Raw genomic sequence first — 23,867 nt, 5'->3', positions numbered from 1 at the left:
CCCCCGCGCGTCTACCTAGCGTGAGACCGTTCGAACAAGTCGTCGCCGAGCACGGCGCCACCGTGCTCCGGGTATGCCGTGCCGTGGCCGGACCCGACCATGCCGACGACGCGTGGTCCGAGACGTTCCTGGCCGCCATGCGCGCCTACCCTGACCTGCCGGCCGAGACCAACGTGCAGGCCTGGCTGGTGACCATCGCCCGGCGCAAGTCCATCGACAGCCACCGCGCCCGTTCCCGCACCCACCCCACCGACCAGGTGCCCGAGCGTCTGAGCACCCACGGCCAGCCCGGTGGATGGGAGCGCGACCTGTGGGAAGCGATCGGGGACCTGCCGGCCAAGCAGCAATCCGCCGTCGTCTACCACCACGTCGCTGGTCTCCCGCACGCCGAGGTGGCAGCCCTGCTCGGCGGCACCCCGGCCGCCGCCCGCCGCGCCGCCGCCGACGGCATCGCCCGCCTGCGCCGCACCTACCTGGAAGAAGAAGTCCGATGAGCGCACCTACCCCACCGTCTGCCGATCACGCCGCGCGTGAATCCAGTCCCCTGCCTGCCCAGCATGAGCCGCGGCACCTGAGCCCCCTGACCGCCCTGACCGCCCTGACCACTCCCGACGACGACGCTCACCTGCGCGACCTGCACACCCGTCTCGTCCGCGAGGCCGAAGAGCACGGCCAGCTGGACGTGGCCTACCGGACGGTGAGCTCCGCCGTCGGGGATCTGCTGCTGGCCGCCACGCCCGCGGGCGTGGTGCGGGTGGCGTTCGCGCAGGAGGGCTTCGAGAAGGTCCTGACCGAGCTCGCCGCGCGCCTGAGCCCACGGGTGCTCGCCGCCCCGAGGCGCCTGGATGCTGCCGCACGCCAGCTCGAGGAGTACTTTGCAGGCTCCCGACGGCGGTTCGACCTCCCGATCGATCTCACCCTGGCGGCCGGGTTCCGCCGCCAGGTGCTGCAGACGCTTCCGACGATCGCCTATGGCCGCACCGCCAGCTACGCGGAGGTCGCCCGCGCGGCGGGCTCTGAGCGTGCGGTGCGGGCGGTCGGTAGTGCGTGTGCGACCAATCCGGTGCCCGTGCTGGTTCCCTGCCACCGGGTGGTGCGCAGCGACGGCACATTCGGTGGCTACCGCGGCGGGGTGGAGGCCAAACGCCTGCTCCTCGGACTCGAGGGCGTCACGGCGTAGCGCCCGCCGCCGGGGCCGGGCGCGCCGAACGAGCGGCTGCGATGAACCGCCGCGCTAGATCCGGATCGGTGGTGGCATAGGATCCGTCGTCCGTGCTGCCCAGTGCGAGGGCCGCGTTGGCCGGCAGCAGGCGCCGACTGGCTGAGCCGTGCACCGCGGCCACTCCGGTCTGGGCGATTGCGGGCACCGTCTCCGGTCGCACGCCCGCCCCGGCCATCACGGCGATCTCGTCGCCGCAGGCCAGCACCATCGACCGCAGCACGTCGAGCGCCTCGATGGCCGCCGGTGCGCCGCCGGAGGTGAGGATGCGGGTCACGCCGAGTCCGCGCAGTTCCCTGGCGGCGCCGGCAGGATCGGGCATCGTGTCGATCACCCGGTGCACGGTCACCTGCGCACCGCCCGCCGCCGTGATCATCGCCTCGATCGCCGGCAGGTCCAGCCCGGTCCCGTCGGCGGTGGCTGCCCCCACCACCACGCCGTCCGCACCACGTCCGACGGCGTCCCTGCAGTCGGCGAGGATGACATCCAGTTCCCCCTGGCCGTAGTGGAAGTGCCCTGCCCGCGGGCGCACGAGCACATGCACTTCCGGTCCACCGGTGGCGCGGGTAGCGACAGCGGCGTCGATCAGCGCGGCAGACGGGGTGAGACCACCCAGGTCGAGTGCGGTGCATAACTCGATCCGGTCAGGGCGCAGCTGGGCGGCCGCAGCGACACCTGCCGGATCCTGGACGGAGAGCTCGACCTCGAGTGCGGTCATCGTGGAGGGTCCTTTCCTGCCCGGGTGCGGGCCTGTGCCAGCATCGCCGGCGCGGGGCCGCCCGGCCGGAGCGACCGGTGCGGGCCATGACGGGGATGCTGAGTGAATGTCGGTGCCGGGTCGTAGCCTGACACGCATGACACTCACAATGGCAATGGTGACCGTCGACAGCACCGATCCTGGCCCTCTCGCCGCCTGGTGGACTGAGCAGCTCGGGGGCTCGATCGTCGAGGAGAACGATGGCTGGTTCTACGTGGTCGAATCACCCAAGCTCCTGATGGCGTTCCAGAAGGTCGACGACCCGACACCCGGCAAGAACCGCGTCCATCTCGATCTGCTCGCGCCCGATCTGGACGCTGAGGTCGAGCGACTGAAGAAGGCCGGTGCCGAGCTGGTCGACGAGCATGCGATGGGCGACTTCCGGTGGGTGATCCTGGCCGACCCGCAGCAGAACGTGTTCTGCGTCGCCGCAGCAGGGTCGCACTGACGGCCGGGATCATCAGGAGTCCGGCCTAGTGGACCACCGCATGTTGCGTCCGCGGTCTCCGAGTGCCCGCACCCGGCTCCTCAGCCCCGCTGCCAGGCATCGACCCGGTCCAGGATCGTGGCCGCGACTCGGCCGAACGCCTCCAGATCCGCTGCATCGACGGCGTCCACGACCAGGGACCGCGCGTGCGCCACGTGCCCAGGAGCAGCTGCCTCCACCCGTGCCAGTCCCTCGTCGGTGAGCACTGCGTGCCGGGCACGGCGATCCTGCGGGCACGGCGTGCGGCGAACCAGACCCTGTCGCTCTAGCCGCTGCACCACGTGCGAGAGCCGGGAGAGGGACCCGTTGGTGAGGACGGCCAACTTGCTCATCTGCAGCTCACCGCCGTCCTGCTCGGCCAGCATCCCCAGCACCATGTACTCGAAGAAGCTCAGCCCGGAGTCTCGCTCCAACTGCGCGTCCAGGGTGCCCGGCAGGCGCAGCAGCAGACCCGCCAGGTCGAGCCACGCGTTGCGTTCGGCGTCGCTGAGCCATTGCGGGTCGGCCGCCGTCACGTCATTCTCGTCAGGGTTCGACGCCGGGTTGTCACAGTCGTCCGGGCGCAACGGCTCGTCGCTCATCTCAGCCCTCCTCTCGTCGGAAGAAGATCACCAGCAGCCGCAGCACCAGGATGATCGAGCCGGCGAGCAAGGCCGTGGCGATCACATGGAACAGGCCGACCTCATCGGTCACCATCGGACCAGGCGCCACCAGATAGAGCACCGTGGCCATCAACCCCGCGGTCGCTGCCAAGATCGTCAGCAGGGCCTGGTGCCACAAGCGGGTGACGAACCGGCGGTCTTCCGGATGTGCCAGCAGCCGCGCGTTCACCTGCAGCCGGCCGTGCTCGGCAGCGTCGGCGATCCGGTCGAGCCGGCGGGGGAGGCGACGCAGCACCGGTAGCGCCGTCACCAGTTCGGACTCTGCCCGGCGGCGTAGATGTGCCGGATCCAGGTCGGTCTGGAGCCGTGCCCTGCTCGCCTCCCGCGCGCCGTCAACGAGGTCGAACCCAGGGCAGATCAGGTCGAGTGTTCCCTCCAGTGTCGCGATCGCCCGGAACGCCGCCGCCAGCTGGGGCGGGATCCCGAGCCGGTGCCGGGCCAGGAGGCGGAACAGGGCGGCCACGGCACCGGCGATGTTCGCCGGTGCCGCCGGGGTGGGGTGTGTTGTGGTGCTTGCCGTGCCGGCGGCGACGGGCGGGGCGAAGCGGAGGAGGATCTCCCCGAGCTCCTGCTCCAGCACCCGCTCGTTCACCCGGTCCGGGCGTTCCACCACCTCCAGGAGCGCATCGGTGGCCGCGACGGAGTCACCGGTGCCGAGCGCCGCGAGCAGGCGGGTCAACCCGGAACGCGACTGAGAACCGAGGCGCCCCACCGAGCCCAGGTCGAGCATCCCCAGCGTGCCGTCGCTGCGGACGAGCAGGTTGCCCGGGTGCAGATCGACGTGGAAGACACCCTGCCGGGTCACCTGGTCGAGCACCACCCGCAACAGCTCGCTCGCCAGGTGCTGGCGCCGCGGGGTACCGAGGGCAGCGAGCACCTCTCCCGCCTCGCCGAGGGCGACCCCCTCCAGGCGCCCCATCACCAGGAGCCGTCGGGTGCAGTGGTCCTGCCACACGGTCGCGGTCACGACGTCCTCGGCGCCGGACTCGGTGAGCCCTGCAGTCACAGCACGCAGATTGTCGCGCTCGATGCGAAAGTCCAGCTCCTCGGTGAGAGCCGCAGCGAATCCCTCCACCAGATCGGCCAGACCGAGGTCCGCCGCCCAGGCGGTGCGGGCGGTGAGCGTCGTGGCCAGGTGCCTCAGGATCTCCACGTCTCGTGCCACCTGGTCTGCTATGCCCGGGCGCTGCACCTTGACCACGACGGCGCCGCCGTCGGGGGTGGTGGCCGCGTGAACCTGTGCGATTGATGCGGCCGCCAGTGGCTCCGGATCCACGGAGGCGAACACCGCGCGCCACGGCTGCCCGAGCTCGCTCTCTAGCGCCTGCTCGACCACGCCCCACTCCAACTGTGGGGCGTCGTCCTGCAGCCGCGCCAACTCGGCGGTGATCTCCGGGGGGAGCAGATCGCGCCGCGTGGAGAGCTGCTGGCCGAGCTTGACGAAGGTGACACCACCGTCCTCGAGGGCGCGACGTAGCGATCTCGCCAGGGCGCGTCGCTCCTCCTGGGTACGGACTGCCCGGTGCGAGCGCCCCCGCAGGAACCGCACCAGACCGTGCCGCACCACGATCCGCAGCAACCGCAGGTACCGGCCGCTGCGGCGCATGCGGCCCTGCAGCGATCGCGCTGCCGTCACTGGGCCGGGCAAGGACCCGTCCGGGACGAGCATTTCGATCACCGCAAGCGCGAACATGGCCACCACGAGTGCGACCGCTGCCATCAGCACGGTGTAGAGCACGAGGGTCAGCAGGTCGGCGTCCGGGGCTGGTGGGGGCAGGAGCGCCCCGAGCAGAGCGGGCCCCGCGGCCCCGCCGATCAGTGCGGCGACGAACGTGCGCAGCAGGCCCAGCCGGACGCCCATCACACGCCGGACGAACAGGCCGAACAGCAGCACGGTGAGCAGGACCGACCAGAGGTACAGCTGCGCCCCGAGGAAGTCGATCATGCCCTCATCCTGCCCCACGGGGTTGGCTTGCTTCGCGGTGCGACCCGCACCCAGGCCCTGGGCGTGCGCGTGCGTGTGGGCGCTAGATCTGTGGCGCCGTCCACCGAGCGCTCAGCCGAGCGTCTCAGGGCCGTCCGGGCCGGTGGCGAACGCGGACGGACTCAGCTCAGTCAACTCGAGCTCGCGGAGCAGCCGGGGTGGGGCCAGCGCGCGGTAGGACGCATCGACCAGCTCGAACACCTCGGCCCAGTCGACCTCGTCAGCGGTGGTGCCATCGTGGGCCAGGTTCCAGCCGATCCACCCGGCGGGGCCGTAGTAGGCGGGCACGAAGCTGCGGGGGTCCTGCTCCAGTGCGATCCGCTCACCCGCGTCCGGCAGTAGCAGGAGCGAGTGGTCGTACCTGGTGCGCTCGCTGGCGTTGCCCTTGGTGCCGCCGCCGTACACGGTGAAGACCTTCGCCGCCCGGAACGTGGGTCGGCCGTGGCTCACCTTCTCCTCGGCCTCAGGGAACGTCAGGCATAGGTGCCGGACCCGCGCGAGGTAGGGGTCGCCGTCATCGAACATGCGTGGATGTGTCATCGTCGCCTCCGGTAGGCACTCTGCCATCTGCTCCCGACAGTGGTGCCGCGCTGGTCACTGTCGATGCCGTGGCGGCACCGCTTGAGGCGCCGATGCGCAGCGCCTGGGTCAGCGTGCTCACTTCCCCGCGCAGGGCGGCCAGTTCCGCTCGCAGCTGCCCGAGCTCCTCGGCGGGCACCAGCACCCCCTCCTCGAACGGGTCGTCCGGCAGGCCCTCGGCGTGCGATCTCGCCGGCGCCGGTGACGGTGCCAGCGCGGTTCCGTCCTCGTGTTCCTCGGCCGGTGGCTTCAGGTGCTGCATCGAATCCACGATCACCGCGATGAACAGGTTCAGCACGGCGAACGCGCTGATCAGCACGAACGGCACGAAGAACGCCCATGCCCACGCATGCTCGGCCATGATCGGCAGTACCAACGCCGACCAGCTGTCCAGCGTCATCACCTGGAACAGGCTGAACAGCGACGCCCACAACGTGCCGAACCGTTCGGGGTCCGTGTCCGCGAACAGCATCGTGGCCATCACCCCGCTCACGTAGAACAGCAGCCCCAGCAGGGCGCCGATGGAGAGCATCCCGGGTACCGCCGCCATCAATGCACCCACCACCTGCCGCAGCCGTGGCACCGCCGAGATCAGCCGCAGCACGCGCAGTACCCGCAAGGCACGCAGCACCGCGAAGGCACCGCTGCCGGGCACCAGTGCCACCACCACGACGAGCAGGTCGAACACGTTCCAGGAACTGCGGAAGAACCGCAGGCCGTGGGCGTACAGCTTCAGCGTCAGCTCGACCACGAAGACGATCAGGCAGGCGAGATCGACGGCGTGCAGCACCTGCTGTGGCACGTTCTGGAATGTCTCCAGACCGAGCGTGATCGCGTTGACGATGATCACGGCCATCACGATCCGTTGCACCGGGGCAGATTCGACCCAGGAGGCGAGGCGGCGACGATGACCCTGAGCCGGCTCAGCCGGCTGAGCCTGAGCAGACGGTTCAGATGGTTCAGGCGGCATGGACGGCTCAGACCGTTCGTGCCGTGCGGGCCCTGTCGCAGGCTCGTTCATCGGATGGCTCCCCTCGTCCCTACGTGGCGGACGCCCTATTGTCACCGATCCCGGTTACCGTTGGACTCATGGCACGTACGCTCACCGAGCGGGCGCACGCAGCCGTCGAGGTTGTCCAGGAGAACCCGATCAGGTTCGCCGATCACGTGTTCTTCGTGCTCGGTACGGTCGCCTCTGGCTGGCTGGCGTTCCTGCTCATCCATCAGCTGCTCACCGCCGGGTGGCGGCATCTGTGGGCGTTCGTGCCGTTCTGGGTGATCGTCACCTATCTGCTGTTGCCGCGTCTGCACCGGCTGCTGACCCGGGTGTACGTGCCGAACTACTTCATCGGCAGGTCCCGCACCCGTGAGGGCCTGCTGGGAGACCCGGTCAATCTCGGCTTCCGCGGCACCGAGGAGCAGATCCACACGGCGATGCTCCGCGCCGGATGGCATCGGGCCGATGAGATCAACCTCGAGTCCTCCCGCCGGATGATCGCCTCCACCCTTCTGCGCCGTAGCTACCCCGACGCCCCGGTCAGCCCGCTGTTCCTGTTCGGCCGCCGGCAGATGTTCACCTACCAGCAGGAGGTCGAGGGGAACCCGGCCAAACGCCACCACGTCCGGTTCTGGCCCTGCCCGGCCGGATGGCGGCTCCCGGGTGGGAAGAAGGCCGACTGGCTCGCCGCCGGGACCTACGACCGATCGGTCGGACTGTCGCACTTCACCCTGCAGGTGACTCACCGCATCGACGCCGACATCGATGCCGAGCGTGACCACATTCTCGATACGCTCACCGAACCCGGTACCGGCAATGACGGGATCGCCGTCAAGCACCTGCTCAACTTCTCCACCGGCTATCACCACCGCAACGGCGGTGGTGATGCGATCCGCACCGACGGAGACCTCCCGATCGTGGACCTGCGCGGCACGGCGCCACCGTCGGCCCGGATCATCGAGGAGGTCGCCGCCGACGACGCCGACAGTCACCAGCGCCGGGCGATCCCGCTGACGGTGGCGTTCGGGATGCTGATGATGATCCTGCGGGTAGCGACCGGAGTGCTCGGGCTGGCCTGGCTGACCCAGCTCACCGCCTCACAGGCCGGTGATCTGCGAGTGGTGACCCCATTGGTGGAGGTCGGCGTGCCGGTCGAGACGATCATGGTGGCGGTCCGGGTCTCGCTGGTGGCCTACCTGCTCGCCTACCTGGTGCTCACGGTGCTCCTGTACCGGCGGGTGAACTGGGCGCGGATGGCGACGCTCACCCTCGGTGCGGTGGGGGTGCTGACCTACGCCGTGCTGTGGATCAGCGGGGCGCCCGAGGCGGCGCTGGCCAGTCAGCTCGTGGGAACCTCCGTGGAGATCTTGGTGCTGCTGGCGCTCTCGAGCGAGACCGCACGCGTGTTCACGCACGGGCAGTCCCAGGAGGGCGCGACGGCGTAGGTGAACCAGGCGGACAGGTCCAGCCCCGTCGAGCTCACCCCGTCGAGCTCAGCCTCGACGTAGCGCGGAGCCTCAGCCCAGAATGATCCCCAGGGCGATCGCGACCGCCAGCACGGCCACGGCCGCAAGCAATGCGGGCACCCGGGACGGCGTCACACCCCTGGGCACCGGAACCTCACCTGGGCGATCTGGTTCCGTGTGGGAGGCCGAGTCTTCCTCCGGCTCCGCCGCTGGTGGAGTTGCAGCTGCGTCCTCTGCGGGGGCAGCGGGTGCGCCGTCCACTGGGGCCGTGCCCCTGTCGGCTTTGCTGTCTCTGTCGGCTGTGCTATCTCTGTCCGGCGAGAGGGCCCGGGCCACCCCAGCCATCGGAGCGGTCGCGTCCAGCGGAAGGTCGGGCAGGCTGGCGCGCAGCGCCGCGGCGGCGTCCGGGGAGAGGTCGATCGGTTCGCTCGCGGCACCCACCACCACGGCGGGTTCGGGGGAGACCGAGGCTGCGCCGTCGTCGATCAGATCGGCCACGATCACGGTGACGTTGTCACGTGTGCCGACCCCGAGCGCAGCATCCATGAGGGCGTGGGCGGCCCCCTGCCGATCCGGTCCGGCCAGCAGCGTGCCGATGTGCTCGGGGGAGAGGTAGTCCGAGAGGCCGTCGGAGCACAGGAGCAGCCGGTCACCGGGCTGGAGCTCGCACTCGATGATGTCCAGGTCCGCACCGGCCGGCTGGTCATCGAGAGACTTCAGCAGCATCGACCGATACGGGTGAGTGCGGGCACGCTCGGGGGTGAGCTGGCCGGTGTCGACCAGCCGCTGGACGTGGGTGTGATCGGTCGTCACCTGGTACAGCGCGCCCTCGCGCAGTGCATACAGACGCGAGTCACCGATGTGGCCGACCGTGACCTGCTCACCGTCACATGCGACCGCGATAAGCGTGGTCCCCATCGACTCGAGCTTCGGGTCGGCCTCGGACATCGCGTGCAACGCCCGCCGGGTGCGGCGACCCGCATGCAGAATCGCGTCCGCCGACTCCGTCGGATCGCTCGCGGAACCGCCCGGCTCGCCGACCAGCCCACCGAAGACGCGGAGCGCCACCGCGGACGCGACCTCACCGGCCGCATGGCCGCCCATCCCGTCCGCGAGGATCAGCAGTCGGCCGCTGCCGAAGGCGGAGTCCTCATTGTTCGTGCGGACGGTGCCGAGGTCGGTCCCCAGGGCGTAGCGGAACCTCACCGCCATCCTTCACCGCCTTCGAGATCTGGTGCCCCAGGATACTGATCCGTTGCCACCCACCCTACCTGTCACAGCAGGTTGCGCCGTTGCATATGGCGCAGTGCCCACCACCCGAGCGGAGCGCGGATCCAGAACGTCAGCACCCGGAACAGCACGGCCGCCGATGCAGCGGCCGCGGCGGCGATCCCGGCGGTCGTCAGGCCGGTGGAGAGGGCGAGCTCGACCGTCCCGATCCCGCCCGGTGTGGGGATGGCCGAACCGACAGCGGTGCCGGTGAGGAAGACGATCGCCAGCGACGTCAGCGGCAACGACTGGCCGAACGCCGCAAGCGAGGCCGCGAACGCCGCGAGGAAGCCGAGGGTCATGATGAGGTTGCCACCGATCGCCATCAGCAGCCGGTGCGGCTGGCCGATCACCCACACCAGCCGGGGCCAGACCTGCTGCAGCGTCGGCTTCGTCTTGGCGATGACCCAGCGGCGCAGAGAGCCGATCGCGAAGACTGCACCCCCCAGCACCAGCAGCACTCCCAGCACCACGAGGACCGCGCCGGAGGGAAGCTGCTGCAGGGCGCTGGAGCTGCCGGTCAGCAGGGCGATCGCGAGCAGCAGCAGCACCGTGGTGACGAACTGGGAGAGCTGGAGGAGAGCCACGGTGGCCAGCGCCATCGGGGTGGCGAGTCCGCGCCGTTGCATGAAGCGCAGGTTCAGGGCAGCCGGGCCGACGCCCGCTGGGGCCACGAGAGTGACGACCGAGGCGGCGACCTGCACCAAGATCGTGCGCCACAGGCCGAGCCGCTCCGGGGAGAGCGCCACCAGGCCCATCGCCGAGCCGAGGTAGGTCAGCAGGCCCATTCCGAACGCCACCACCATCCAGGCCGGGTTCGCATCGGCCATGACGTCGGTGAGCTGCTCGAAGTTGAGGGTGGTCAGCACCACCCAGCCGGCTACGACTGCGATCGTGAGCGTGATCGCGGTCTTGGCTGTGAAGCGCGCGATCTGGATCGGCTGCACTTCCTCGGCCGTCGGGATGAACTCCACCAGGTGCGCGCGCAGCTCGGCCATCTGCTCCTTCTGCCGACGAGCCTCGGCGCGAGTCTGTGCGGGCAGGGCGATCGGCTGCAGCAGCGGGGCGATCTCGGCCAGCTGGTTGATCGAGAGGACCCGGGATGCGGCAGCCACGGCTCGGTGAGCACCGACGCGGAGCGCGAACAGCGTCAGCAGCTGCATGAGATCGACGCGCCGTGCCAGGGAGCCGGAGGCGATCTCGCCCTCCTCCCAGCCGTTCAACCAGACCTGACCGGTGTGTTCACCGCTGGTGACCACGTGCACCGTGTCCGCGGAGATGTTCCGGTGGGCCAGTCCCGCCTGGTGGGCTTTGGTGATCTGCTCCCACGCGGCCAGCATCACCTCGTCGGTGACGACGTCGATGGCCACGTCGCTGAGCTGACATGCCCCGGGGACGTGTTCACCGAGGAGGAGGACGGAGTCGCCCGCCTCGGCGATGCCCTGCAGGCGAGGGCAGTTCACCCCGGCGGCGGCGGCCGCGTAGTACATCAGCGAGGCGCGTTCTGCTGCCTGCCGTAGCGAGACCGTCGCCCGCCGGTCCAGGCCCCGGCGCGCCAACGTCGAGATGACGGCGTTGAGCCAGCCGATCACCTGCCGGTCGGAGTCGAGCACCACCGCATCCCAGCGCACCCCGTCGGCATCGGTGACGGCGTAGACGCGGTTGGCTCCTTCACGCTCGGTGGCGACGGTGGCTGAGTCCTGCACATGGTCGGCTGGCGGCTCGGTCAGGCCGGCAGGCTCAGCGGTCGTGGTCTCAGGAATGTCGGCGGCGGGCCCAGCGCCGGCATCGTCACTGATACCGGCCCGGTTGTCACTGCCAGTCAGCGCGGTCCTGGCACGCGCAGCGGCGCGCCCCGCGCGACCAGGGACGTAGCCGATGGGGCCGGAGACGGCGATGGTCTCCCGTGGCATCCGGCTGACGTCCTTGGAGTCCCCGATCCGGATCACGCTGACGGCGTCCACCCCAGCCCGGCGCACACCGTCCACCAGTACCTGACCGTGGGCACGCTCCGACCGCACGCCCGAGGCGTACCGCATCCCCAACCCGACGGCGCGCCCCATCAGTACTGAGACCAGCGCACCGACGAGCGTGGCGTCACCGGAGATCACGGAGACGACCAGCACGATCCACAGGAGGTTCCACGAGATCGCCACCAGGCGCCGTCGTGAACGGGTACCGATAGCGGTGAGGAACGCGGCCAGTCCCGCCACCATCGGCGTCACCGTCATCACCCAGCCCTCATCGGCGAGGATGCGCAACGCCCGGAGCACCTCGATCGGGGCGTAACTCTCCAGCAGCCAGGCGACCCCCGCCGTCACGAGGACGGCCGTGAACGCCGCGCCGAGAGCGTCCAGGATGTTGCGCGGCTGGCGGCGCACGAGCTGATCGACGATCACCACGACCGGCAGGATGAGGGTGAGGAAGCCTTCGATCGCGTTGACCGGCACCAGCAGGATGTTGCGGATCACCTCGGAGAAGACCGAACGGACATCGGCGGTGACGCCGGTGGTCGTGCGGTAGGCGTAGACCGACAGCGCGAGCACTGCGACCACCGCCGTGAGTGTCACCAGCATGAGCACGAGGTCGATCGGACGTCGCACTCTGGCGACCGGCAGATCCACGAGAGAAACCGTCTGCACCGGACCGCGCGGCGGCTCCGGCGTCTGAGGGTTCTCGACGGCCATGCTCCCGATGGTAGGCGAGGTGGGCTCGGCAACCCTGGTCATTTCCGGGTTCGTGCGGGCCTTCGCGTGTGACGGGCCTCACCGTCTCCGCTTCGGCATCTGACACAGCATCGGCGCAGGAGAACCACCACCGGTGGTGTGTCAAGGTGGGTCAGAGGGCCGGCAACCCTCAGACGTCCACGCCAAGCGCCGTGAGCCAGGCCTCGGGCAGGTACTGGTAGCCCACGAAGGCGGCCACATCGAGTGCGGTGTGGGCCACCACGAGTGGCATCACCCGCCGCCGGCCGAACCGGGAGAGGTAGAACAGGGCGAAGATCACCCCCATGATCGCGTTCGCGGCGAACGGACCCCACCCTTGGTACAGGTGATAGGCGCCGCGCAGCAGCGCCGAGGCGGCGACGATCGCCGGCAGCCCCCAGCGTTTCTCGCCCAGGCGCTCGATCAGGTAGCCGACCACGATCACCTCCTCCACCAACGCGTTCTTCAGCGCTGCCAGGATCAGTACCGGGATGGTCCACCAATACGGGTCCAGCCCGGAGGCCTGCACTGCCACCGTGATACCGAGGGCACGGCCGGCCAGGTAGAGCCCGAGTCCGGGGATCCCGATGAGGGCGCCGAGCGCGAGCCCCCAGCCGAGATCGTGGACCGGACGGCGCAGGTCCAGCCCGATCCGCCGGAAGGCGCTACGGCCGGATTCGCTGAGTAGGTACAGCACGAGCGCGACCGGCACGAGCGCGAAGGCCACGGAGAGCACTTGGTAGGTCAGGTCGAGGTACGGGCGCGGCGACTGAGAGGTGTTCAGCGCGGTGGTCTGCTCGCCAAGGGGTCCACGGGTGAGGGCGGCGATGATCGCCACGATGGCGTAGACGGCCGACTTGCCCAGGCTCAGGCCGAGCACGATCCAGATCTCCGCTGTCAGGCGCCGGGAGCGGGCGCGCACGGTGGGAGGTGGAGCGGCGGGATCGGCGGTGCCCGGGATGCTGTCCATGGCTCTAGTCTCGCCCGGTATCGACTACCAGGTCACCGGGGGTGAACCTGTTGTCGGTGATCGCCCGATCATCGACGACGACGTCACCCGGGGTGAGATTGTGGTCGGTGCGGGGTACGCGCGGCTTGGTGCCGGTTGCCCGCTGGCTCAGCACGCAGTCGCACCTGCCTTCAATGACCGGCGACGACGGCCGGTGGACGGTGCTTGCGCAACCACGTCTCGGTCTGGGTGACGTGGGCGGCTGCGGCCGCGGCCGCAGCCATGGGATCCCTGGTCCCCAGGGCGTGCCAGATGGCGCGATGCCCGGCGTCGGAGAGTTCCTTGACTGTGGCGCCGTCGTCGGTGCTGAACAGGTGGTAGGCGCGGGAACGGGAACGCAGCACGGCAACCATCGCAGCGAAGGCGGTGTTGGCCCCGACCTCGACGATCCGCATGTGGAACTCATGATCGAGTCGGGACTGGTCGGTATCGTCGGTGGTCACCTCGAGTTCGGTGAGCAGGGCGTCGAGCGCATCCAGATCGGCGTCGTCGATGCGCGCCGCGGCAAGCGACGCTGCGTGTGACTCCAGGGCGCGCCGCAACTCGGTCAGCTCCAGCAGTGAGTCCAGGGGCAGGAGCCCCACAGTCAGCGAGAGGTTCTCCAGGATCGGCGCCGCCCGCAGATCGCCGACGTAGGTGCCGGAACCGTGCCGGGTATCCAGGACGCCCAGCGCCGAGAGCATGCGGATCGCTTCGCGCAACGAACCGCGCGAGACCCCGAATCGTTCGCACAGTTCCGATTCGCTCGGAAGCCGGTCCCGCGGTTGCAGATCGCCTCCGGCGATCAGGGCACGCAGTCCGTCCAGTGCTGTCTCAAGTGCTCGCATCCTTGCCCCTTCGTGGTCGTGACCACGCTAGAGCGTGGCGAGTTGTTCGACAAGTAGCGCGAAAGGTGGTCTCATAGTGCGCCAACAGCCCTGAGATGTTGATAAGTCATCGAACAACACGGGCTCAGAGTGGAGAGACGTGATGCAGCAGACGGTCGGTCGAGGTGCCGCGACGGGTGTGGACCTGCGCGGATACGACCGGGCACGGGACGCCTGGCCGCTCGACCCGGATGTCGTCCACCTCAACCATGGCTCGTTCGGTGCCGTCCCCACCGAGGTCGTGCGTCGCCAGGACGAGTTCCGGGCCCAGGCCGACCGCAACCCGGTCGGCTGGTTCCCGCAGGTTCCCGCGCTGGTGGCCCAGGCGCGCCGGGAGATCGCCCCGTTCATCGGAGCTCGCGCCGAGGACACGGTCTTCGTCCCCAACGCCTCCGCCGCCGCGACGGTGGTCTACAACAGCCTGCAGCTGGCGGCCGGTGACGAGATTCTCGTGACCGACCATGGGTACGGCGCCATCACGATGGGAGCCCGCCGGCTTGCCCGGCGCTTCGGGGCCCGCGTGCGCACGGTGGCGATCCCCCTGCTCGCCAGCGATGACGAGGTGCTCGCCCAGTTCGCCGCGGCGACCACGGCCCGGACGCGGCTCGTCGTCGTCGACCAGATCACCTCGCCCACTGCCCGTCGCTTCCCGGTGGAGCAGATCACGGCACAGGCCCGCCGCTCCGGCGTTCGTGTGCTCGTCGATGGTGCCCACGCACCCGGTCTGATCGATTCTCCTGCGCAGTGCGGGGAGCCGGACTGGTGGTTCGGCAACTTGCACAAGTGGCCGTGCGCTCCACGGGGTGCCGCTGTGCTCGTGAGCACCGCCGCCGACCGTGACGACCTCTGGCCCCTCATCGACTCCTGGGCCGCCGAGGAGCCGTTCCCGGCACGCTTCGACACCCAGGGCACGATCGACGCCACCAGCTACCTCGTCGCACCCCACGCGATCTCCTGGATCGAGCAGGAGTATGGCTGGTCGGCCGCTCGCGAGACGATGGCCGAGCTCGTCGACCATGGCGCCGCGATCATCGGCGAGGCCATCGCGCCCTACCTCGACACCGATCCGGTGGTCGACAGTGCCGCGAAGGTGCCGTCCATGCGCCTGGTGCGGATGCCGGAGACGCTGGCCGACCACCGCGAAGCCGCAGACCGGCTGCGTGACGTGCTGTTCGAGCGCGCCGGCGTCGAGGCAGCGTTCACCACCTTCGGTTCACGGCCCTACCTGCGCCTCTCGGCGCACCTCTACACCGAGGAGTCCGACTTCCACCAGTTCATCGAGCGGGCCATCCCGCTCGTGCTCGAGGCCAGTGGGCTGGCCGCCTCGCCCGGGCGGGGCCGCCCCGCACCTCACGCACCATCTTCTCCCTACCCGTCCCCCCTCAAAGGAGAGAACATATGAGACACCTACGTTCCGCCGTCGCCGCGACGGCTGGCCTTTCGATGATCGCCCTGGCGGCGTGCTCGGGCGACTCCGGCGATACCGGTGACTCCGACGGCACGGTGACCCTCCAGATGGTGGAGTCCCTGACAAACCCGGATCGCACCACGCTGATCCGTGGCCTCCTCGACGACTTCGAGGCAGAGAACCCCGGGGTTGAGGTCGAGCTCGTCTCGCCCCCGACCGAGCAGGCGGACCAGACCATCCAGCAGATGCTGCAGTCCGGCTCAGGTGTGGACGTGCTGGAAGTCCGCGACATCACCGTGGGTCCGTTCGCCAACAACGGCTGGCTCTACGACATGAGCGGCGACCTGGAGTCCTGGGACGGGTGGGACGCCCTCACCGACAACGCCCGCGCGGTCGCTGAGGGTGACGGCGAGAGCTACTTCCTCCCGTACGGCTTCTACGGGCTGTCCCTCTTCTACCGGACCGATCTGGTGGACGAGGCCGGCTTCGACGGTCCACCGTCCAGCTGGGAGGACCTGCTGGAGCAGGCGAGCGCGATCCAGGATCCCTCCAGCAACACCTATGGCTACGCCTTCCGTGGCGGGCAGAACGCGAACAGCAACGTGGTCGCCGCCATCGAGGCCTATGTGATCGACGGCCTCGACACCGAGAACGCCTTCCTGATGGAGGACGGGTCGACGATCTTCGCCGCCCCTGAAGCACAGGATGCGCTGGAGACGTACTTCGCGCTCTTCGAGGAGGCGTCCCCACCCTCCGCCGTCTCCTGGGGCTACCCGGAGATGGTCGAGGGCTTCAACAACGGCTCCACCGCGTTCCTGCTGCAGGACCCTGAGGTGATCGCCACCATCCAGGGGTCGGACACGCTCTCCGAGGACCAGTGGGGCACCGCACCGCTGCTGGTGGGACCCACGGGCCGTGCCGCACAGCCGTTGGCAGTGGCCGGCTGGGGCGTGACGGAGTTCAGCGAGCACCAGGAGGAGGCGGTCGCGCTGGTGCAGTTCCTCGCCTCCGAAGGGCCGGGAACGGAGTTCGCCCAGGCGAACAGCCTCGTGCCGCCGATCGCCTCGGCCTCGGACGACCCGTTCTACTCCGAGGGTCCGTGGACCAGCTACGTGACCATGACCGAGAACCCGGACACCTATGTCAACGTCACCCAGCCGCGGGACGTGAGCTGGTGGACCGAGTGGATCCAGAAGTCCGACCAGGAGATCCAGAGCGTGCTCCTCGGCGAGATGACGCACGAGGAACTGCTCACCTCGTGGGATGAGTTCTGGACCGAGAAGTACGCCGCGGAGTGACTGAGGTGACCGCCGCCTCGACCGAACGCCCCGCCGCCGCTACAGCCGGCGGCGGGGCGCCGGGCAGCCGCCGCCGACCGGCGTTCCGGGCCCGTCACGGCCTGACGATCCTGGCATTCCTGGCGCCGGCGATCGTGTTCGTGGGGTGGTTCACGTACTACCCGATGTTGCGCGGGGCCAACATGGCCTTCCGCGACTGGAACCTGTGGGACCTGACCTCGACACCCTTCATCGGGTTCGACAACTTCGCGACCATTCTCAGCGATCCGGTCTTCCCCACCGTCGTGCGCAACTCGGTGCTCTGGGTGGTCGGTTCGCTGGTGCCGCAGCTACTCATCGGCTTCGCGCTCGCGCTGGCCCTGCGCAAACGGTTCCGGTTTCGCGGCGTCTACCAGGCGCTGGTGTTCTTCCCCTGGGCCGTCTCCGGGTTCCTCATCGGGATGCTGTTCCGGTGGATGTTCAACGCCGAGTTCGGTGTGGTCAACGATCTGCTCGGTAAGGTCGGGCTGATCGATGCGCCGATCCCGTGGCTCGCCGATCCCACCCTGGCGATGGTCGCCGTGATCGTGGCGAATATCTGGTACGGGGTGACGTTCTTCGCGATCATGATCCTCGCAGCGCTGCAGTCCGTGCCCGAGGAGATGATCGAGGCGGCCAGCCTCGACGGCGCCGGGAAGGTGCGGATGCTCTTCTCGATCATCATCCCGACGATTTCGATGACCCTGCTGCTCACGGTGCTGCTGCGGATCATCTGGATCTTCAACTTCCCGGACATCATCTATGCCATGACCGGGGGCGGGCCGGCGAACCGGACGCACATCGTCACCACCTGGATGATCAACTTCACCCAGCAGGGCAACTACGGCCTGGCCAGCGCCCTCGGTCTGTGCGTGGTGGGCTTCCTGCTGGTCTTCTGCGCGTTCTACCTGATGGCGATCCGGAAGGCGGACCAGTCATGAGTACGACGGCGACCCTCACCTCTGCGCCCACGTCCACCGAGCCGGTGGTCGCCCGGGCAGCGCCGCGCCGGGTCACCATCGGCGGTGTGCTCCGGGTGATCGGGTTGGGCGCGTGGCTGCTGATCACCCTGTTCCCGCTGTACTGGATCGCGATCACGTCGTTGAAGGCGCCGGGCACCATCAGCCGCTTCCCGCTGGAGTACTGGCCGGGGGAACTCTCGATCGAGAACTACCGGGGGCTGTTCGAGCAGAGCAACTTCGGGGTGTTCCTCGCGAACTCGGCGATCGTGGCCACCACGGCGGGGGCCACCGCCACGCTGATCGCGCTGCTGAGTGCCTATGTGCTGGCGCGGTTCCACTTCCGCTCCCGGGGTGCGGTGCTGGTCGCCTTCCTGCTCACGCAGATGATTCCTGCGTTCATCGCGCTCGGGCCGTTGTACTCGATGATGTCCGACCTCGGACTGGTGGACCGGAAGTTCGGCCTGGTGCTCGTCTATGTGGCGATCAGCATCCCGTTCTCCACGATCATGCTGCGCGGCTTCTTCCAGAACGTGCCGGATGCGCTGGAAGAAGCAGCGATGATCGACGGTTGCTCCCGGCTGGGGGCGCTGTTCCGGGTGATCGTGCCGGTGATGACACCGGGCATCATCGCGGCGTTCATCTTCAACTTCGTCAACTCCTGGAACGAGCTGTTCCTCTCCGTGGTGTTGATGCACGCGGAGTCGAACCGGACGATCCCGGCCGCGCTGAACGGCTTCATCTCGACGTTCAACATCGACTGGGGCTCGATGTCGGCAGCAGCCGTGCTCACGATCCTGCCGACCATGGTGATGTTCGCCCTGGCCAGTAAGTGGATCGTGCAGGGACTGACGGCGGGGGCAGTGAAGGGCTGACCCTGACCCGGACACGCCCGTACCTCTCGTCGACCTCTGCACCGACCACAACCTCACCGGGGGTGAACCTGACGCCGGTTATCGGCACATAATCGACGTCAACTTCACCCCCGGTGAGGTTGTGGTCGGTGTTGCGGGTGTCGTCGGTGAGCTACGCCGTCGGGGATCCGGACGACTCATCCCAGGGGCGCGGTGACAGGTCCGGACGCTGGTGCTCGTAGCCGCTGCTCATCAGCGGCGAGGAGATCATCAGATCTGCCGACGCCACATTGCACGCCATGGGCACGTTCCAGACCGCCCCGATCCGTAGCAATGCCTTGACGTCGGGGTCGTGGGGCTGGGCCTCGAGCGGGTCCCAGAAGAAGATGAGCATCGAGATCTGGCCCTCGGCGATCTTCGCGCCGATCTGCTGGTCGCCGCCGACGGGTCCGGAGAGGAATCGGTGCACCGGTAGGCCGAGCTCGTACTCGAGCATCGTGCCGGTGGTGCCGGTGGCGTAGAGGACGTGTTGGGCGAGGGTGCCGCGGTTGTACTCGGCCCAGCGCAGCAGGTCGACCTTCATACTGTCGTGCGCGACGAGGGCGATGTGACGGGGTGCGGGTGACGTGCTCATGCGGGCCTTTCGACGAATGGCGCGGCATCGTCGCCGATGGCGGTGGCTCCATTCTCGCCCTCATGGTCCTGTGTGTCACCTGGGGTTGTGCGCGTCAGTCCGGGGTTGCTCCTGTCGCGTGGCGGGGCATCGAGGCGGGATGGGCCACCGGGGAGTGCAGTGCCGCCGCCAGTGCGTCGTGCACCGCCTGCACGGCCGGCCGGGCGCGGGAGCTCGGGCGCGCGGAGGTGAACAGTTCCCGGTGAGGGTTGCCAGGCAGGTCGATCAGCGCCAGCTCGGCCGAGTAACCGGCCCACACCAGATCGGGAAGGATGCCGACGGCGTGGCCCGCGGCGATCAGCCGGATGTGCACGGTCAGGTCGGTGGCCTCGTACCGCACGTCCGGCTCGATCCCGGCCGCTCGGCATTGCTGGACGCCCCAGTCGCGCACGATCGCGCCCGGCGGTTCCATCACCCAGGGCTGGTCGGCCATGTCCTGCAGGCAGGTCGCCGTCGTGGCCGCGGCCGCGCACAGACGCACGGGGTCCTGACCCAGGGTCATGCGGTCCAGACCCGGCCGCAGCTGGCGGGTCGATCCGGGGTACTCCTCGGCGATCGTGAGGTCGAAGTGGCGTGCCTCCAACTCGAACAGGCCCACCTCCGGCGGCACCACGGCCACTTCCACCCGCAGTTCTGGACGGGAGATTGCCAGGGCGTCCAGGGCCCGCGGCAGCAGCGCGCGTGCTGCTGTCTCCAGGGAAGCGACCCGGACCGTCTCGGGTCCCGGCTCGAGTGCTTCCAGTGCGCCCCGGGTCGCCTCCTGCGCATCCATCATCTGTGCTGCGTGCTCAGCGACCACCCGGCCCTGCGCCGTCAGTCGCACGCGGCGGCCGTCGGGCTCCAGCAGCTTCTCGCCCACTTCCCGCTCGAGCCGTGCGAGCTGGTGGGAGACCGTCGAGACGCTGAAGTTGAGGGTCTGCGCCACGGCGGTGACCGTTCCGCGCAGCTGCAGTTCACGCAGCAGCCGGAGCCGATCGGAGTCCCACATCTAGTCCCGCTCTCTCGATCCTTCGATGGCGTCGAACAAATCTGTTCTGAAAGTATCACTTTTCATCACAGGTAGCCGGGCACCACACTGGGGCGACATCGAGGTGGCCCGGGTGGTCCTCAGTTGACCAGGCGAGGCTGCCTGGGAGCTCGGACAGACCGGGAGTTCAGCACGGGCCAGACGGAGCGGAACAGATCTGCAGGCGAAGGAGGGCTGGTGGGCGTGACGACGGAGCCGGAGATGGTGATCGATGAGGCACTGGCGCAGGACGCCATTGCCCAGGTGCGGCGGTGGCTGGAGGCCAGCAAGGCTCATCCGGTCGATCCGGCCGCACAGCGCCTCGCCGCCATCCTCCGGGACGAGAACGGGCTCGCCTTCACCCTCGGGTTCGTCGACAGTGTGATCCGGCCGGAAGACACTGCTGTGGCCGCCCGGGCCCTGCGCGGGCTCGTACCGCTCACTCCACGCCTGCTGCCCTGGCATCTGCGCACTGCCATCCGGGCGGGCGGCGTCGCCAGCCGTGTGGCCCCAGGGATCGTGGTGCCGGCAGCCAGGTTCGTGCTGCGCCGCATGGTGCGTCACCTCATCGTCGATGCCACGGACCGCAAGCTCGGGCCCGCCATCGACACGCTGCGCGACGTCGACCAGGGCATCCGGCTCAACATCAACCTGCTCGGCGAGGCCATTCTCGGCAGCGACGAAGCCAGCCGCCGGGTGGCCGGCACCGCCCGCCTGCTCGCCCGCGACGATGTCGACTACGTCTCCATCAAGGTCTCCTCGACCGTCGCCCCGCACAGCCCCTGGTCCTTCGATGACGCCGTCGACCACGCGGTCACCTCCCTCAGCCCCCTGTTCCGGCAGGCGAAGGAAGCAGGCGGGAAGTTCATCAACCTCGATATGGAGGAGTACAAGGATCTCGACCTCACCGAGGCGGTCTTCACCACCCTGCTCGACAGCGACGAGTTCCGTGACCTCGAAGCCGGCATCGTGCTCCAGGCCTACCTGCCCGATGCCCTGAGCGTGATGATCCGGCTGCAGGAATGGGCTGCCCGACGTGTGGCACGTGGCGGGGCGCCGATCAAGGTCCGCGTGGTCAAGGGCGCGAACCTGCCGATGGAGCGCGTGGATGCCGAGACCCACGGTTGGCCACTGGCCACCTGGGGCAGCAAGCAGGAGTCGGACTCCTCCTACAAGGCCGTCCTCGAGTACGCGCTGCGCCCTGAACACATCGGCGCCGTCCGCATCGGCCTGGCGGGCCACAACCTCTTCGACATCGCGCTCGGCTGGTTGCTGGCCCAGCGCCGCGGCGTCACCGACGGTGTCGAGTTCGAGATGCTGCTCGGGATGGCCACCGCCCAGGCGGCCGCGGTGCGCGAAGACGTCGGTGCCCTGCTGCTGTACACCCCGGTGGTGCACCCGCGGGAGTTCGACGTCGCCATCGCCTACCTGGTGCGCCGACTCGAAGAGGGGGCATCGAACGAGAACTTCATGTCCGCCGTCTTCGATCTGGGCACCGATGCCCTGTTCGAGCGGGAGAAGCAGCGCTTCCTCGACTCCATCGCCACGATCCCCGCCGGAATCCCCGAGCCGCACCGCAACCAGGACCGGAGCCAGCCGCCGCCACCAGCACGGCTGCAAGGCTTCCAGAACACCCCGGACACCGATCCGGCCATCGCGGCCAACCGTGCCTGGGGCGATCGCGTCCGGGCCCAGATGCAGCGCAGCACGCTCGGTCTCGCCACGGTCGAGGCATCCGTGATCGACACCCCCGCCCAGCTGCAGGAGGTGATCGACGGCGCCGTCGCCGCCAGCGAGGCCTGGCGCGAACTCGGGGCGGACCGCCGCGCCGAGATCCTGCACCGCGCCGGCGACGTGCTCCAGGCCCGCCGCGCCGACCTGCTCGAAGTGATGGGCTCCGAGTGCGGCAAGGTCCTCGCCCAGGGCGACCCCGAGGTGAGTGAGGCCATCGACTTCGCGCACTACTACGCCGAGCGTGGCCGCGAGCTGGAGACCGTGGACGGGGCGAGCTTCACCCCTGACCGGCTGACCGTCGTCACGCCCCCATGGAACTTCCCCGTGGCCATTCCCGCCGGGTCCACGCTCGCGGCGCTCGCGGCAGGGTCCGCCGTCATCATCAAACCGGCCCCGCAGGCACAGCGTTCCGGTGCCGTGATGGTCGAGGCGCTGTGGGAGGCGGGCGTCCCGCGCGAGGTGTTGCGCCACGTCCAGCTCTCCGAGGGCGAGCTCGGGTCCCAGCTGATCGGCCACGAAGCGGTCGATCGGGTGATCCTCACCGGTGGCTATGAGACCGCCGAACGGTTCCGCGAGATCCGCCCCGACCTGCCGCTGCTGGCCGAGACGAGCGGGAAGAACGCTCTCATCGTCACCCCGAGTGCCGACTTCGACCTCGCAGCGCGCGACGTCGCCACCTCCGCGTTCGGTCACGCCGGCCAGAAGTGCTCGGCCGCCTCACTGGTCATCCTCGTGGGGTCCGCGGCCACCTCGGAGCGGTTCCGCCGCCAGCTCGTCGACGCGGTCACCTCGATGCCGGTGGGCCAGCCCTGGGACGAGCAGACGCAGATCGGCCCGATCATCGGCCCGGCCGAGGGCAAGCTGCTGGGCGCGCTCACCACACTCGAGCCGGGGCAGAGCTGGCTGGTGGAGCCACAGCAGCTCGACGAGGCCGGCACGTTGTGGCGTCCAGGCATCCGTGACGGCGTCCGGCCGGGTTCGCAGTTCCACCTCACCGAGTACTTCGGTCCGGTGCTCGGAATCATGACGGCGGCCACCCTCACCGAGGCCATCGAACTGGTCAACCGCATCGAGTACGGCCTCACCAGCGGACTGCACTCCCTCGACGAGGCGGAGATCGCGACCTGGATGGCGCGCGTCGAGGCCGGCAACCTCTACGTCAACCGCGGCATCACCGGCGCCATCGTCCAGCGCCAGCCCTTCGGCGGCTGGAAGAAGGCCTCGGTGGGTGCTGGTACGAAGGCCGGCGGACCGAACTATCTGACCGGGTTCGGCACCTGGACTGATGCGCCGGTGTCGGTCTCCGGGGCGTCTGACGCCATCAGTCGCCGGGCCCTCGATGCCGCCGCGGACCTTCCGGCCGCCGATCGTGACTGGCTTGCCGGCGCCCTCACCACCGATGAGGCAGCGTGGGCCGGCGAGTTCGGCATCGTGCGCGATGCCACCGGGCTCGACAGCGAGCACAACGCCTTCCGGTACCACCCGGACGAGGTGACCGTGCGGCTCGAGAGTGAGCGGTACGTGGAGCTGATCCGCGTGGTGGCAGCCGGGGCACGGGCCGGTGTTGCCGTCACTGTGAGCGTCGTTGCCGATCTGCCACGGCAGATCACCGACTATGTGGCAACGGTCGCCGAGCTGCACGTCGACGACGGCGCAGCCTGGGCCGCGCGGGCACGTCGCCTGGCCGAGACGGGCGGGAGGATCCGCCTGATCGGTGGGTCCGCCGCCGAGCTGGCCTCCCTCACCCAGGGATCACCAGCCGTCGCGCTGTACACCCACGAGGTGGTCGCCGCGGGTCGGATCGAGCTTCTGACGTTCCTGAAGGAGCAGGCGGTCTCCATCACCGCTCACCGCTTCGGCACTATCCGCCGTTACGACATCCCGGCGGTGACTGCGCGGAGCGCGTAGTCTCACACC

General features: G+C 69.2%; 21 protein-coding genes. 9 read left to right on the top strand and 12 right to left on the bottom strand.

Going from position 1 to position 23,867, the window contains the following annotated elements; genetic code table 11:
- The first annotated feature begins 20 nt into the window (after positions 1-20).
- Both FV560_RS01385 and FV560_RS01380 read left to right on the top strand, forming a co-directional pair.
- Entirely contained in the window at positions 21-494 is a 474-nt protein-coding gene (locus FV560_RS01385) for an RNA polymerase sigma factor (protein WP_200837474.1), read from the top strand.
- Entirely contained in the window at positions 491-1,180 is a 690-nt protein-coding gene (locus FV560_RS01380) for a methylated-DNA--[protein]-cysteine S-methyltransferase (RefSeq protein WP_159618545.1), read from the top strand. Before FV560_RS01385 ends, FV560_RS01380 begins: the two co-directional genes overlap by 4 nt.
- Here FV560_RS01380 and FV560_RS01375 read toward each other — a convergent pair.
- Complete coding sequence (locus tag FV560_RS01375; protein WP_159618543.1) at positions 1,170-1,937, bottom strand: copper homeostasis protein CutC; 768 nt, start codon at positions 1,935-1,937, stop codon at positions 1,170-1,172. The genes FV560_RS01380 and FV560_RS01375 overlap by 11 nt on opposite strands.
- Positions 1,938-2,073: 136 nt before the next feature.
- On the opposite strand from FV560_RS01375, the gene FV560_RS01370 reads away from it, so the two are divergent.
- Positions 2,074-2,424 (top strand): VOC family protein, encoded by a 351-nt coding sequence (locus tag FV560_RS01370; RefSeq protein ID WP_159618541.1) that lies wholly within the window; start codon positions 2,074-2,076, stop codon positions 2,422-2,424.
- Positions 2,425-2,504: 80 nt separating this feature from the next.
- Here FV560_RS01370 and FV560_RS01365 read toward each other — a convergent pair whose 3' ends face one another.
- The 4 genes from FV560_RS01365 to FV560_RS01350 all read right to left on the bottom strand — a co-directional run bounded on the left by FV560_RS01365 (position 2,505) and on the right by FV560_RS01350 (position 6,544).
- Positions 2,505-3,044, bottom strand: coding sequence for a MarR family winged helix-turn-helix transcriptional regulator (locus FV560_RS01365; RefSeq protein ID WP_159618539.1), 540 nt, complete (start codon positions 3,042-3,044; stop codon positions 2,505-2,507).
- Between the two features lies 1 nt (position 3,045).
- Positions 3,046-5,070: an ABC1 kinase family protein gene (locus FV560_RS01360; protein WP_159618537.1), complete on the bottom strand. Its 2,025-nt coding sequence runs from the start codon at positions 5,068-5,070 to the stop codon at positions 3,046-3,048.
- Positions 5,071-5,181: 111 nt separating this feature from the next.
- Positions 5,182-5,649, bottom strand: coding sequence for an MmcQ/YjbR family DNA-binding protein (locus FV560_RS01355; RefSeq protein WP_159618535.1), 468 nt, complete (start codon positions 5,647-5,649; stop codon positions 5,182-5,184).
- Positions 5,624-6,544, bottom strand: a complete 921-nt coding sequence (locus FV560_RS01350; RefSeq protein WP_200837473.1) for an ion transporter — start codon at positions 6,542-6,544, stop codon at positions 5,624-5,626. The genes FV560_RS01355 and FV560_RS01350 overlap by 26 nt, the downstream gene beginning before the upstream one ends.
- A gap of 233 nt (positions 6,545-6,777) precedes the next feature.
- Between FV560_RS01350 and FV560_RS01345 the strand changes: the two genes are divergently transcribed.
- Positions 6,778-8,130 carry an LssY C-terminal domain-containing protein gene (locus FV560_RS01345; RefSeq protein ID WP_159618531.1) on the top strand — a complete coding sequence of 451 codons (1,353 nt, stop codon included), beginning with the start codon at positions 6,778-6,780 and terminating at the stop codon, positions 8,128-8,130.
- 72 nt (positions 8,131-8,202) lie between these two features.
- Here FV560_RS01345 and FV560_RS01340 read toward each other — a convergent pair whose 3' ends face one another.
- The 5 genes from FV560_RS01340 to FV560_RS01320 all read right to left on the bottom strand — a co-directional run bounded on the left by FV560_RS01340 (position 8,203) and on the right by FV560_RS01320 (position 13,961).
- Positions 8,203-9,357, bottom strand: a complete 1,155-nt coding sequence (locus FV560_RS01340) for a PP2C family protein-serine/threonine phosphatase (protein ID WP_159618529.1) — start codon at positions 9,355-9,357, stop codon at positions 8,203-8,205.
- Positions 9,358-9,425: 68 nt separating this feature from the next.
- Positions 9,426-12,107: a lysylphosphatidylglycerol synthase transmembrane domain-containing protein gene (locus tag FV560_RS01335; RefSeq protein WP_159618527.1), complete on the bottom strand. Its 2,682-nt coding sequence runs from the start codon at positions 12,105-12,107 to the stop codon at positions 9,426-9,428.
- A gap of 169 nt (positions 12,108-12,276) precedes the next feature.
- Positions 12,277-13,095, bottom strand: coding sequence for a CPBP family intramembrane glutamic endopeptidase (locus tag FV560_RS01330; RefSeq protein WP_159618525.1), 819 nt, complete (start codon positions 13,093-13,095; stop codon positions 12,277-12,279).
- 4 nt (positions 13,096-13,099) lie between these two features.
- Complete coding sequence (locus FV560_RS01325; protein WP_159618523.1) at positions 13,100-13,249, bottom strand: hypothetical protein; 150 nt, start codon at positions 13,247-13,249, stop codon at positions 13,100-13,102.
- A gap of 16 nt (positions 13,250-13,265) precedes the next feature.
- On the bottom strand, positions 13,266-13,961 hold the full coding sequence (locus FV560_RS01320) for a FadR/GntR family transcriptional regulator (protein ID WP_159618521.1): 696 nt from the start codon (positions 13,959-13,961) through the stop codon (positions 13,266-13,268).
- A gap of 142 nt (positions 13,962-14,103) precedes the next feature.
- On the opposite strand from FV560_RS01320, the gene FV560_RS01315 reads away from it, so the two are divergent.
- From FV560_RS01315 to FV560_RS01300, 4 genes are read left to right on the top strand one after another with little or no spacing between them, the layout of a single operon-like run.
- Positions 14,104-15,402: an aminotransferase class V-fold PLP-dependent enzyme gene (locus FV560_RS01315; protein WP_159618519.1), complete on the top strand. Its 1,299-nt coding sequence runs from the start codon at positions 14,104-14,106 to the stop codon at positions 15,400-15,402.
- The gene (locus FV560_RS01310) at positions 15,399-16,706 is read left to right on the top strand and encodes an ABC transporter substrate-binding protein (RefSeq protein WP_159618517.1); all 1,308 of its coding nucleotides are present in this window, start codon (positions 15,399-15,401) and stop codon (positions 16,704-16,706) included. Before FV560_RS01315 ends, FV560_RS01310 begins: the two co-directional genes overlap by 4 nt.
- Positions 16,703-17,665, top strand: coding sequence for a carbohydrate ABC transporter permease (locus FV560_RS01305; protein ID WP_159618515.1), 963 nt, complete (start codon positions 16,703-16,705; stop codon positions 17,663-17,665). The genes FV560_RS01310 and FV560_RS01305 overlap by 4 nt, the downstream gene beginning before the upstream one ends.
- Positions 17,662-18,558 (top strand): carbohydrate ABC transporter permease, encoded by an 897-nt coding sequence (locus tag FV560_RS01300; RefSeq protein ID WP_159618513.1) that lies wholly within the window; start codon positions 17,662-17,664, stop codon positions 18,556-18,558. The genes FV560_RS01305 and FV560_RS01300 overlap by 4 nt, the downstream gene beginning before the upstream one ends.
- 151 nt (positions 18,559-18,709) lie before the next feature.
- Here the strand turns inward: FV560_RS01300 and FV560_RS01295 are convergent, their stop codons facing one another.
- Both FV560_RS01295 and FV560_RS01290 read right to left on the bottom strand, forming a co-directional pair.
- The gene (locus FV560_RS01295; RefSeq protein WP_159618511.1) at positions 18,710-19,171 is read right to left on the bottom strand and encodes a methylglyoxal synthase; all 462 of its coding nucleotides are present in this window, start codon (positions 19,169-19,171) and stop codon (positions 18,710-18,712) included.
- A 94-nt stretch (positions 19,172-19,265) separates the two neighbouring features.
- Positions 19,266-20,198: a LysR family transcriptional regulator gene (locus FV560_RS01290; protein WP_159618509.1), complete on the bottom strand. Its 933-nt coding sequence runs from the start codon at positions 20,196-20,198 to the stop codon at positions 19,266-19,268.
- 240 nt (positions 20,199-20,438) lie between these two features.
- Between FV560_RS01290 and FV560_RS01285 the strand changes: the two genes are divergently transcribed.
- Complete coding sequence (locus tag FV560_RS01285; protein WP_159619321.1) at positions 20,439-23,858, top strand: bifunctional proline dehydrogenase/L-glutamate gamma-semialdehyde dehydrogenase; 3,420 nt, start codon at positions 20,439-20,441, stop codon at positions 23,856-23,858.
- Positions 23,859-23,867: the final 9 nt, after the last annotated feature.

It is taken from the genome of Ruania rhizosphaerae (genome assembly GCF_009805705.1).
Classification (GTDB): domain Bacteria; phylum Actinomycetota; class Actinomycetes; order Actinomycetales; family Beutenbergiaceae; genus Ruania; species Ruania rhizosphaerae.
The sequence above is the reverse complement of the archived record's forward strand: the minus strand, read 5'-3'. Positions and strand labels throughout refer to the sequence as shown.